The following is a 12756-nucleotide window of genomic DNA, read 5'->3' on the forward strand; positions in this document are numbered from 1 at the left end:
CAAAATACCTCCTTGAAGAATGGTTGATGTTATATTTCTAAGTCTATCAATTTGAAATGAAAAAATAAGAATAAGAAAATGAGATTTTGATGAGAAAAATTTCATCCATTTCTCATGAGTAAATTCCAAACATCCACCTGGATAAAACGTTACACTAGAAGGTAGAGAATGGTGATAGGAGGCGAGAGTCTTGAGCGCTGCTGAAAAGATTCTGATTGTAGAAGATGATTTCCACGTTGCACAATTCATCCAGCTGGAGATGAACCATGAAGGATACGAGGTAGAAGTATCAGGCGATGGGGCAAATGCCTTGGAAGTTTTCCAAAAACAGAAATTCGACCTGATCATTTTGGACTGGATGCTCCCTCATCTTAGCGGACTGGAAGTATGCCGAAGAATCCGCAAGACCAGTCAAGTGCCCATCATCTTACTGACTGCTAAGGAGGACATCGGTGATAAGATTGCAGGCTTGGATACGGGAGCGGACGACTACCTGACGAAACCGTTCGAAATTGAGGAGCTGCTCGCAAGAATCCGTGCCATTTTAAGGAGAAACGCCTTCCATCGAAATCAAGATAAAGATGAGGAACTCCTATCCATTGAGGATTTGACTGTAGATCTAAAAAAAAGAATGGTTAAACGTGGAGGGAATCTCATCGATTTGACGCAAAGAGAATTTGACCTGCTTGTCCATTTGCTTCGACATGAAGGAGAAGTGCTTAACAGGGAACAGATTCTCACGGCTGCTTGGGGTTACGACTTTATCGGTGAAACGAATGTGGTTGACGTTTACATTCGATATTTAAGAAACAAGTTAGATCGCGATTATGAAAGGACCCTCATCCATACGGTCCGAGGCATCGGCTATGTGATCCGTTCTTCGGAAGAAAGGATAAAGGCTGACACAAATGATGAACCTTTTTAGGAAAGGGGATAAAACCTCTTCGATCGTATTCCAATTTACGATTTGGCATGCCATTACTGTCGTAGGGATGATTTTAATCCTTGCCGTCACCATCCTTCTTTTTGCCGGTTACTTTTTAATGGAAGATTCAAAGCAAGAAATCACGAATGTGGAAAAAAAGATCGTGACTCAAATCGGAAACAACCCAGAATCCTTCCAACAAGCGATAGATGATACCCTTTACCCTGATTACCCGAACTACTTCGTCAAAGTCCTCACGGATGAAGGAGATTTATTGGCCAAAACTCGTGGTTGGAGTAAGGAGTTTGAAGAGGAAGTGGAGGAGGATATCTCAATCCTCGGATTCCCTCACTATATGTGGAACGATGACCGGGGTTTGTTTTACAGAGACCGCCTCACTTGGAATTCGGACGGAGTGAACGGCACGATTCTATATGAAGTCGAGCTGAATCATATAAACGAATTTCTGATCTTGCTCTTTAACATTTTCTTAGTGACATTCCTGATCAGTGTGTTCACAACACCCTTCATCATCTATCGGATGACAAAAAGAAAGCTGCAACCACTCCTTTCAATCATTCATTCGGTTAAAAAAGTGAAATCATATGCGGACTTGAAAGAACCGATTGCTGTTCCAGATACACCTAAGGAGTTGAACGATTTAGCGGAATCAATCAATATACTCCTGCACCGATTAGGAAAACAGCTAGAACGAGAGAAGAGTTTCATAGCAAATGCATCGCATGAGCTGAGAACACCCCTCACCTCATTCAACGGGTATATCAACTTGATCAAACGGTGGGGTAAGGACCAACCTGATGTGTTGGAGACATCCATAGCTGCACTAGATTCTGAGAATAATAGGATGAAGCGGTTGCTAGATCAGTTGATGACACTGGCGAAATCCGAGCAAATCGAAACTCAATTCAAAACGGTCGATCTAGTCGATATATGTAAAGCAGCCATTCAACATGTTTGGAATTCGGAGTCCGGTATTGAGCTGGTGGAAAATTATGAGAATCACGTTTTTGTCAAAGGGGATGAAGGGTTTCTTTCTCAGGTCGTCATCATTCTATTAGACAATGCTCAACGGTATTCTAGTGAGGGAGATACTGTCAAAATCCAACTTCGTCACTCGGATGGTCACGTAAAAATGAGTATCGCAGACTCTGGACCTGGCATACCTCTAGAAGATCAAGAGCGCGTTTTTGAGCGATTTTACCGTGTCGATAAAGGTCGCTCTCGAGAAATGGGGGGCACAGGGCTAGGACTCGCCATTGCCAAAGAACTCGTGGAACTACATGGTGGAGAAATTTCATTAGAAAGTGAACTTGGGGAAGGAAGTACATTCAGGGTACTACTCCCAATGAGTAAAAAGACCAATTGAGCGGTGAAAATATAGACCAGAATCGAATATTATCTGTCCAGAATCCAAATTTATGTGCCCAAAACCAAAATTATTATGCCCAAACCTAGATCTATCTCCACATAAAAAAGACCTGAGCAGAGGCATCATCCTCTCTCAGGTCTTCTTCAAATCAAATCAGTACAATTTCCCTTGTCTGTATAGAACTGTGGATAGCTTCATAACCGCGTGGATGTAACAGTTTTGACGGAGTGGGAACGGATCCCCGAAGAATTGCGGCAGGATCGTCACCATCGTTTCTTCCATCTTTTCGACCAGCTTTTCGAAGATTTGCTCTTCACTGTAAAATTGAGTTTCACGTCCTTGTACCCATTCGAAATAGGAGACGATTACACCACCAGCGTTGGCGAGAATATCCGGGACAATGATGACGCCATTGTCCGCCAGATATTTATCGGCATCACCCGTTACAGGAGCATTCGCACCTTCAACGATGATTTTCGCTTTTATCTGATCGACATTATCCTTATGGATTTGTCCTTCTAAGGCTGCCAACACCAATACATCGACGTCCATGTAGAGCACTTTTTCACGATCGAGGATCTCTGCCTTCATTTCAAGTCCAGCGAGTTCCTTTTCCGTTGTCGGTAGATCACCTTCATTGTTCGCGGTGTAATCGACAAGCGCTGGAATATCCAAGCCTTCTTCGTTGTATATCGTAACATTACGATCACTCACCGCAACGATTTTATTGTTCAGGTGTGAGCAACGATAGGCTTCCAATGCAGCGACAGACCCGACATTACCGAAGCCTTGAATCGCCATCTTCAAATCTTTCCGATCATGATTCAATGCTGTTCTAGCGAACGGATTCTCTTGTGCATCGAGCCATTCCCGGTTTTCATTCATAAAGTCATGCATCATGTAACGATAGGTGAAGTAGACGCCTTTTCCTGTCGCTTCTCTTCGGCCTAGTGAACCTCCGTTGATGATGCTCTTGCCGGTAAAACTTCCACGATACGTCGTTCCCGGACGGATGCTCTTATATTCTGCCATCATCCAGTCCATTTCACGATCACCAGTCCCCATGTCCGGAGCTGGAATGTCCTTGTCCGGACCAAGGATATCACTGAAGTAGTGGACGTACTTTTTACAAATCTGGTGGAGTTCTTTCACCTCATAATCTCGTGGATTGAGGACTACTCCGCCTTTACCGCCCCCGAACGGCACTTCATGCAGTGCATTTTTCAATGTCATGAGAGATGCGAGATTCATGACCTCTTCTTCATTGACCGATTCATGAAAACGAATACCGCCCTTATAAGGACCAAGCGTGTTGTTGTGTTGTACGCGGAATGCCGGGATTCTGACGACTTTTCCGTTCTCTAGAGCGATTCGTAAAAACGACTTATGTATGTGATTTGGCGTTGATAGAATCGCTGTCAGAGATGTAAATGCCTGTTCACGGTCTTGCTCCTTTAGATCTGGTAAAAATGACTCGTCCTCAAGTAATGCGTCCAATGAATGCTGGACGATCGAACCAAAATAACTTGCCATACCTTAACGACCTCCCCTTCATCTACTAATTACATTATAACCAAGAAATGCTTTTCATTTAAAAAGATACGGTCTGAATCATCCGACAATTCTTCCATTTTGTCGAAAAGATGGTAGACGAGCCGACTTTTAAATACTTTTAAATTCAAATAATCGTGACGTTTCACACAGATATGAAAAACAGTTACTTCCATCTATCTGCTCATTTCATCATAGGTCATTTGTATTACGATATGACTACAGAATATTTTAAACATTCGAAAAGTAAAGAAAATTGAGGGAGGAAAAAGAATGAAGAAGAAACATGTTGTCGCTTCCGCAGTGTTAGCGACGAGTATGCTCCTATCTGCAATGGGTGGAGCGAGTGGTGCCGATTTTGAAAAGAAAGTGTCAAAAAACCCGGAATTGCCTGCAGCAATGGTGAACATGAACAACAACAAGGTGTTCGACAACCTTGAATCCATGCTGAAGCAGAAATCAGAATCTGAGACGATCGACGTGATCGTCCAGTTCGATAAATCGATGGCGAGTGAGAAGGCCCACAAAGCGGTGATGAAACGCCTCGGTAAATTCAAGACAAAGCATGTCTTTTCAAACGCTTTGAACGGGGTAGCTGTCACTCTGACCAAGAAACAAATTGAAAAGCTTGAGAAACTGCCTTTCGTCAAATCCATCGAGCATGATGCTCAAATCCAAACCTTGAACGGTACAGCAAACAAATGGTTTGGAACAGAAAAAGCACGTGGTGACTTCGGTCTTACAGGAAACAGCGATGGAAACGAAAACACGTATTCAAAAGATGACCAAGTCGTAGCGGTCATTGATACCGGAATCGACGGAAACCACGTTGACTTGGATGAAGGAAAAGTCATCGGTTGGAAGGACCTGGTCAATAATCGGACAACTCCTTATGATGACAACGGACATGGTACACACGTTGCCAGTACGGTAGCAGGTGATGGAGATGGGAATCCGACTCATAAAGGTGTTGCACCTGGAGCGGCTCTTGTCGGGATAAAAGTATTGAATGCACAGGGAAGCGGAAGCATGAGTACCGTTACAGCCGGGATCGATTGGGCAGTAGCGAACAAAGATGTATATGGAATTGAAGTGTTGAGCTTGAGCCTTGGGACTTCTGGAAGCTCAGATGGGACAGACTCTACCTCTGTAGCGGTCAACAATGCAGTTGACGCAGGACTCGTCGTCACAGTTGCAGCTGGAAACGATGGACCAGGCAAGAAGACGATCGGATCTCCTGGAGCAGCAGAAAAGGCGATTACAGTCGGGGCAGGTGCTGACCTTGGAGAAGGCGGTTTCTTCCTTGCAGACTTCTCAAGTCGTGGTACAACAGCGGATGGCCGTATCAAGCCGGATATCTTTGCACCTGGCTACAACATTACAGCTGCTCAAACGAACACTTCAAGTGGCTATGTAACGTATAGTGGAACGAGTATGGCTACACCGTTCACGGCTGGTACGATTGCATTGATGCTCGATGCAAACCCAGGATTGACGCCGACTGATGTGAAAAACATCCTATCCAACACGGCTGAAGATTGGGGTCCAGCAGGTAAGGACATCGACTATGGTCATGGACGCCTGGACGGATATGAAGCGATCAAGGATGCTGGAGGCTTGAGCGGCACGAACATCGCGACTCCGAATCACTTCGCGGAGCAAGACTCTCTAGGTGGTACGGGTAGTGAAGACACGTACCAGTTCACAGTGAACAACACGAACTATCCGACAGCCGTTACGATGATCATCCCGAACTGGACAGCAAGCTGGTGGTTCGGCGGATCTCCTGACTTCGACGTTTACTTGTACGACCCATCCGGTGTACAAGTAGCGAAGGCGGAAGGAACGAAGCGTCAAGAAACACTTACGTTCACACCGACACAGACAGGAACTTACACACTGAAGGTTTCTTCTTACAGCGGCAGCGGCTCCTACTATGTTGACTTGAGCGCTGGTACGAACGGTTTGACACAGACTTCCAACCAATAATTTTGACGAAAAAAAGAGATGGTCCCAAGAGGGATCATCTCTTTTATCATGTCGAAAAACGTATTATTTCCCAGGAAAAAGATGGCTTCCGTCGTATCTTAAGATGCATCTGCTGTGTTTCTAGTACGGTTCATATATTTCTGCAGCAGATTCGTTCTCAGTTCAATCAGTGGTTGTGCAACCGTGATAATCGGTTTGGAAGCTAAGAGCAATGTGACCGCCGCTGCAAGAGCGAGGAATAACACATAGCTTCCTGTGTCCTGAATCGCATCATAGAACGGAGTGATCGAGAACAGCTTGACGACGAATCCATGTAAAAGATATACATAAAGTGTTCTTCCGCCCATATGGGTAAAGAATAGTTGACGTCTTGGTACAAGTGCCATGAAGCTGAATGTCGCGATGAACATCAATCCATACATGAGCAGTCTGATGAGAATCGCTTGTTCTGCGCCTACGCCCAACTCCTCATAAGAGGACGAAGCGAGGAGCCACTCTTTTGCCGCATCTGGAAAGAAGAAGTAATAGCTGATCAGCATACTTGCGAAAATGGCACCTGACGCGATTCGCACATCTGTACGAAGCAGCGCGTAGAAGTGTTCCTTTTTCAAGTAATAGCCCAATAAGAATACCGGGAAGAACACGAATGTTCTAGATAGGCTGAGAAACGTTCCGATATCTTGAATATAACCTGCGACAAGTCCGATCGCGAGTGCAATGACCAATGGATACTTCATGCGTGCGAACACGAAGAGCAATACATTCCAAAGCACCATACTGAGTAAGAACCACAATGTCCAGTACGGATCGAACAATGTGAATGTTTCACTACCATTTTTCACCGTATAAAAGGCGAAGTAGATCATTTGGAAAATGAAATACGGAATCAGGATTTTCTTGAAAATCTTCTTCAGATAGCCTTCCTTCAAAATGCTTTTCGAGAAGAAGCCGGCGATCAATATGAAAGCAGGCATATGGAACGTGTAGATGAAGTTGTATACTGTATATAACACATCGCTGTTTGACTTATGCGGACTGATGAAGTGTCCGAACACCACAAGAAAAATCAATATGAATTTTGCATTGTCAAAGTAATACTCACGCTTTTGTTTATTCATAATCTTAGCCTCCAAGTTGTCTGAAAAAATTTGTGCAATCATTAAAAACGAAGTATGCTGTGATTTAACATACCCCGTCAGATTATGAATCAATCGTTTGTCACCTAATTTATTCGAAATTGTCATCTGTTTTTGGACGTCTGTAAATGAGTTTTAACATCTATGCTCATTTTGTAATAAATGTAAACAAAGAAAGAGGGGTCAATATGGAAAAAACGCGCAATCTTCTATACATTCCAGGACCATTTTCGTTCGATCACACGTTCCAACGCCATCATCGGACGACCGATACATTGAAAACGATGGTCGTGAAACGGGAAGAAAACCGTTTCATTAAATGGATCCACCTTGGTGATGAAGCATTTCTTTTGGATGCATCCATTCAAAATGAAGAAGACGGAATTTCCATTCAATTGAACAGAAATGTTTCGGAAACGCAGATGGAGGCTCTTCATCACCATCTCCATCGCATGTTTGGTGTAGGAAATTCTCTGAATGCGTTTTATGAGCATTTGAAGACGAATGATAGACTGAATGGGCTGATTAAGCAGTTCCATGGCATGCGGGTGATTACGAATCCGGACCTGTTTGAAACGACAGTGGATACGATCATCGGTCAGCAAGTGAATTTAAAGTTCGCCGCTACGTTAAAAGAAAGGCTTGTCAGATTGGCGGGAGAGGTGAAGGAATACGAAGGGGATGACCTTTATCTGTTTCCTACTGCCGAAAAAGTGGCTATGCTCGATTACGAAGACCTGCGTGCGTTATCTTTCAGTCAGCGAAAATCGGAATATATCATTGATTTCGCGAGACTTGTTGCGAATGGAGAGATTGATCTGGATGCTTTGTGGGCGATGTCCAATCAAGAAATCATTGACCGTTTGCTTCCATTAAGGGGAATCGGCGTTTGGACGATCGAATGCTTGATGTTGTTCGGGCTTAACCGGGCGGATGTTTTGCCAGCTGCAGATATCGGTCTGAGAAATGCGGTGAAAATGCTTTATGGGACAGAAAAACAACCGAAAACGGAGGAAATCCGTCTGTTAGCGGAAAAAGAAGATTGGAACCCATGGGAAAGTTACATCACTTTCTATCTCTGGCAGTACTTGAATACGATGGGGAAATGAGCCGGAGTGGTGGGTTTTGTAAAAATTCGGGTTTGTTTTGGAAAAAGGGTGCTCCGTTTTAGAAAAACGGAGCTTCATTTTAGAAAAATAGGGCATGGTTTTGTAAAAACGCAGCATCGTTTTTGAAAATAGTAAGAACTACCTAAGCCAACTCCACATAAAAAGGCTGCTCCACGATCGGAGCAGCCTTTCTTTCACCTTAAACTATTAATTTAAAATTGTTACCTCAACATTTTGGCGACCAAAGTTTACTGCAGCATCTTTAGATTGCATGTAAAGATCGATGCGGTTTCCTTTGATTGCACCACCTGTATCGCCAGCAATTGCGCGACCATAACCTTCAACATATACCTCAGTTCCTAGAGGGATGACATTCGGGTCGACTGCAATCACTTTTTGATCAGGGTTTGCATTCAAGTCGATACCTGTAGCGGTTACACCTGAGCAACCATCACAATTTGCTGTATAAGCTGTCGCTTCCATCGTCATTGTTGCTTTTTCTTCATCTGCTTTTGCTGTTTCTGCTTCTTCTGGTTCAGAAGATTCTTGTGTTGTTTCTTCTTTAGCTGGTTCAGCTTTTGCTGTTTCTTTTAAGTCGAATAAAGCGGCTTTCGTTTCAGGACCTACAATTCCATCCACTACTAAACTATTATTCTGCTGGAATTTCTCAACAGCTTGTTGAGTCAACGGGCCATAGATTCCATCTACATGGTAGTTATAGAGCTTCAATTCAGCCAAGTGCTTTTGCAAGTGCTCGACTGCTTTACCTTCATCACCACGTTGGATCAATGCTGTTGCTTCTTCTAGAACATCTGCTGTTTTTTGGTCTACCGTACCTGTCGGTGTCATGTTGTAGTCTTTTTGGAAGGCTTTGACGCCTTTATGAGTGATGTCACCGAAATATCCGGTAGTTTTATGGTAATCGAAGAATCCTAGTTCTTTCAGGTCCTGTTGAATGGTGTGGACATCTTCATGCCACATGTTCTTTTTAAGGGGCTTGTCCAGTTCAGCCGCTTGAGTAGCTGTAGGTGCAAGGACAGCAGTTCCTGCTAGCGCTACAGTAAGTGCAAGTTTCTTAAACATATAGAAGGTTCCCTCCTTTGAAGTATGAACGCCTGTTTATGACGTCCCAATTGCACATTCTACTAGCTCAATATGACATGACAATAATAGTGCAGTTACATTGAGATTACGATTAGACTACAGAGGGGAGGAGGGTCTGTCATTTTTCACACAATTAAAAAAGAGGCCGAACAGAATCAGCCTCTTAATCGTTTATCTTATTTTTAAAATCAATCAGACTATCTTCAGGAAACACTTCTTTTCTGGGGATTTCATACATAGCCATCCCAGGTTTAGCATTCTTATAATTTGTAGTAAATGCCATCTTAAACCCTAACTTCTTTAGAGCTTTAATTGTTTTTTTGTCATATGCTCCAAATGGATAAGCGAAAGCGTGGTTACGCCCCTCTAAATTTTTCAAACTGTAGGCAAGATCATTTGAAATTTCTTTCCTATTTTTATGGATTAAATAGGGTGTTCCTTCTGTTGTGCGTTTATGGAAGTTATAGGTATGACTTTGGAAATCGAAAACATCACAACTCTTATTTAGTTCATCCAAACTGAAATATTGATGCTTTTCACTCTTATACGTTTTCCTATGTGTAGTTATTGCTCCAGTTATTATGAAGTTTAACGCCTTAAAGTCATACTTCTTTAAAATGGGATAAACTTCTGTGTAATTATCTTTATATCCATCATCAAAGGTTAAGAGCACGCTTTTCTTAGGGACCTTTAACCGTCCCTCCATAAACATTAGAAATTCTTTTGCGGTCAAGGTTGTATAATTTTCTTCATGTAAAAACTGCATCTGTTCAAGGAAATTTGATTTCGGTATGATTGTTTTCTTTAGATGTAGATCGTCAGTAAGATGTTCCGATACTATCTTTTTTTCCTCAATGATTCTATGATACATCAATACAGGTACCTCAATTGCTTCATTACCCTTTTGCACATCAAATTGTCGGACTTCTTCTGTCCATTCTTGGCACTCTGACAAGCCTAAGCTTTTATTCTTCGGGAATAAGTTGTCATCCGAAAAAGCTTGGACAAAATCATCGTAAAAAAGAAGGCTAATGAGACATACAAAGCAGATGAATGAAAGAATGAAAGCCATATTCACGATAATCTTTTTCATGAATCATCTCTCCTTAAGTAGCGTATCTATCTCATAAATGTTTTAGTTAAAATCTACATTCGAGCCAATACGTTTAGACACATACCAAGCCTCTTTATTTTTAAAATAGAAAATCGTGCCAGCGACAACAAACACAACACTTAACATTCGATAAGTAAGAACTTCAAAAGGAATGAACAGAAATATTCTGAGATAATTCATACCTGAATATTTTACCCCGAACCTTCTACTGACAATAATAGTTGCGATATTCTGGTAGTTTGACATCATCACAGTAATTGTAAATAAAGCTACAGCTACCATGTAGTGATCTGGATTGAGAAAAATCATTATGGGGATTAGTAGTAGTGCAAAAGAATTCAGCGTACCGAGTAATAGAGAATCAATAAGAAAAAATATGGATAATCGTATGCCAAGTTTTCTGAAGAAGGATTTTTTGAAGTAAAATACACAGTCTACAAATGCTTTTTGCCATCTAATTCTTTGATTGTATAAATCCTTAATGGTTTCGGGGCATTCTGTGTAACAAATAGCTTGTGGTATAAATAGAAGCGTATGTTGAACGTACTCTATATTGGTTTTGATTAATTGATGGAGTCTTAGGGTGATATCCATGTCTTCCCCAACAGTTTGACGAAATCCACCTATGTCATATAGAGCACCTCTTCGGAAAGCACCAAATGCTCCAGCAATTACAACGATCGATTTCAATCTAGCTTGTGTAAGCTTATGAAGGTAAAACGATGTAAAGTATTGAAGGATTTGGAAACGAATGACACCCTTTTGTTTAAAAGTAGGCTCGGGCTCTGTATCAATTCCTTTGTAACCTTGCCCAATTTGTACCATACCACCTGCTGCAATTACTTTATCATCTTCAAACGCATAATTAATGGCTTGCATTGAATCAGTGTCAAGAACGCTATCAGCATCCAGCGTAATAATGATTTTTTTTGCACTGTACTCAATTCCTGCATTTAGTGCATCTGCTTTTCCACCATTCTTTTTATCAATACAGTAGATGTTGGGAAATTGTTTGGATTGGTAAACTTCATTAATTTCTTGATGAGAAATTCTGACTGCGGGAAGCTTTTTAGACGTGGGCACTAGATGTAATTGTTGGGACAAAACTTCTAAAGTCCTATCAGTGGATCCATCATTAATAAATATGGCTTCAAAATTCGTATAGTTCAGATGTAATATACCTTTCAGGCATTGCCGTATCACTTTTTCTTCATTAAATGCTGGAACTAAAATTGAAATGCCTTTTTCCTTTTCTAAATTTGAAATCAAATTGTTTCTTGCAGTTAATAATGGATAAAAAATATATAGCATTTGGAAGAAGAGGTAAAATATGAACATTATCATTGTAATTTCTAACATTATAAACCCTCTCCCGTCTGTTGATAAACTCGAATATAGTCAACTTCAAAATATTGAGGGAAGACTGTCGTATCATCAGGACTACCAGGCCAATCACCTCCAACAGCAGTATTGACATACAGATACATTTCTTCCTGTGGAACATATTTGTCGGTTTGAAACCGTTCTACGCCATCAATGAACCATACGATTTTACTAGGTGTCCACTCAATTCCAAAGGTGTGGAAACCCTTTGAATAATCTGGGCCAAGGTGTGATTTGTATTCGGTAGCCAATTTTCCTTCTTTATCAGTCCAATGGAGAACCATCCAAGTTTCATCTGGTTTATCTCCCAGCATCTCCATAATGTCTATTTCTGGGAGCCAGACGTCATGCCGATTAGGTAACATCCAAAAAGCTGGGAATATCCCTTTTCCATAAGGAAGCTTAGCTCTCATTTCAACTTTCCCATATAGAAAACTGAATCTATCTCTTGTATGAATTGCACCAGAAGTAAAATGGCGACCCTTTTCATTCTCTTCTCTGCTCACGAGCTGTAAAAAGCCATTCTTCAGTTGCACATTTTCGGGTGAATAATATTGTAACTCATTATTTTTTTCTGCAACCCAATCTTCTTTCACCCATTTACCTCGGTGTAGTTGAGCTTGGTCAAACTCATCATGCCAAACAAGTTCCCAATCCTTATTAGCTTCATCATAATAAATTGGATCTTGTATTCTACTGTGTTGTGGAGTCAGGTTTTGAGAAACAGAGCTTTTAGAAACAAGGTCTGTAGCAAAGACAGTTTCATTATTACTTGTAATATCGAGATAATTATCACCAAGCCATTTTAGTGCGGGCACGTTCACATAAATAGCTAAACTAAAAACGATTAATAACAATATGAGTAATATTTGAAATGCTTTTTTCATTTGGACACGCCCCCGTTCCTTTAAATAGCATATTCAAAAAGTTCTTGATTAAGAACAACTGATTAAATGTATTATATAACGAACAAACATAATAGTAAAATGGTTTATTTGTTCTTTTTTACGAAATTAAGCGATTTATGTTCGTTATTAAGGGTTTTTAATGGAATT

General features: G+C 41.3%; 10 protein-coding genes. 4 read left to right on the forward strand and 6 right to left on the reverse strand.

The genetic code is table 11. The annotated features are described in order from the left end of the window. The first annotated feature begins 190 nt into the window (after positions 1-190). Positions 191-925 carry a response regulator gene (locus ACSVDE_RS00995; RefSeq protein WP_439299098.1) on the forward strand — a complete coding sequence of 245 codons (735 nt, stop codon included), beginning with the start codon at positions 191-193 and terminating at the stop codon, positions 923-925. Between the two features lie 541 nt (positions 926-1466). Beyond that, complete coding sequence (locus ACSVDE_RS01000) at positions 1467-2312, forward strand: sensor histidine kinase (RefSeq protein WP_439301908.1); 846 nt, start codon at positions 1467-1469, stop codon at positions 2310-2312. A 156-nt stretch (positions 2313-2468) separates the two neighbouring features. Here the strand turns inward: ACSVDE_RS01000 and ACSVDE_RS01005 are convergent, their stop codons facing one another. Next, a complete protein-coding gene (locus ACSVDE_RS01005; RefSeq protein WP_439299099.1) occupies positions 2469-3848 on the reverse strand; it encodes a Glu/Leu/Phe/Val family dehydrogenase in 1380 nt (459 codons plus the stop codon). 291 nt (positions 3849-4139) lie between these two features. On the opposite strand from ACSVDE_RS01005, the gene ACSVDE_RS01010 reads away from it, so the two are divergent. Continuing rightward, positions 4140-5855 carry a S8 family serine peptidase gene (locus ACSVDE_RS01010; protein ID WP_439299100.1) on the forward strand — a complete coding sequence of 572 codons (1716 nt, stop codon included), beginning with the start codon at positions 4140-4142 and terminating at the stop codon, positions 5853-5855. A gap of 98 nt (positions 5856-5953) precedes the next feature. Here the strand turns inward: ACSVDE_RS01010 and ACSVDE_RS01015 are convergent, their stop codons facing one another. Then, the gene (locus ACSVDE_RS01015) at positions 5954-6973 is read right to left on the reverse strand and encodes an acyltransferase family protein (protein WP_439299101.1); all 1020 of its coding nucleotides are present in this window, start codon (positions 6971-6973) and stop codon (positions 5954-5956) included. A 206-nt stretch (positions 6974-7179) separates the two neighbouring features. Here ACSVDE_RS01015 and ACSVDE_RS01020 point away from each other — a divergent pair, with 206 nt between their 5' ends. Beyond that, the gene (locus ACSVDE_RS01020) at positions 7180-8100 is read left to right on the forward strand and encodes a DNA-3-methyladenine glycosylase family protein (protein WP_439299102.1); all 921 of its coding nucleotides are present in this window, start codon (positions 7180-7182) and stop codon (positions 8098-8100) included. 207 nt (positions 8101-8307) lie between these two features. Here ACSVDE_RS01020 and ACSVDE_RS01025 read toward each other — a convergent pair whose 3' ends face one another. From ACSVDE_RS01025 to ACSVDE_RS01040, 4 genes are all read right to left on the reverse strand, one after another. After that, on the reverse strand, positions 8308-9183 hold the full coding sequence (locus ACSVDE_RS01025) for a peptidoglycan-binding protein (RefSeq protein WP_439299103.1): 876 nt from the start codon (positions 9181-9183) through the stop codon (positions 8308-8310). 184 nt (positions 9184-9367) lie between these two features. Beyond that, complete coding sequence (locus tag ACSVDE_RS01030; RefSeq protein WP_439299104.1) at positions 9368-10297, reverse strand: polysaccharide deacetylase family protein; 930 nt, start codon at positions 10295-10297, stop codon at positions 9368-9370. Between the two features lie 42 nt (positions 10298-10339). After that, positions 10340-11677: a glycosyltransferase family 2 protein gene (locus tag ACSVDE_RS01035; protein ID WP_439299105.1), complete on the reverse strand. Its 1338-nt coding sequence runs from the start codon at positions 11675-11677 to the stop codon at positions 10340-10342. Beyond that, positions 11677-12588, reverse strand: a complete 912-nt coding sequence (locus tag ACSVDE_RS01040) for a glycoside hydrolase family 16 protein (protein WP_439299106.1) — start codon at positions 12586-12588, stop codon at positions 11677-11679. Before ACSVDE_RS01040 ends, ACSVDE_RS01035 begins: the two co-directional genes overlap by 1 nt. Between the last annotated feature and the right edge of the window lie 168 nt (positions 12589-12756).

Origin of the sequence: Pseudalkalibacillus sp. Hm43 (genome assembly GCF_051842935.1) — a bacterium.
Lineage (GTDB): Bacteria > Bacillota > Bacilli > Bacillales > Fictibacillaceae > Pseudalkalibacillus.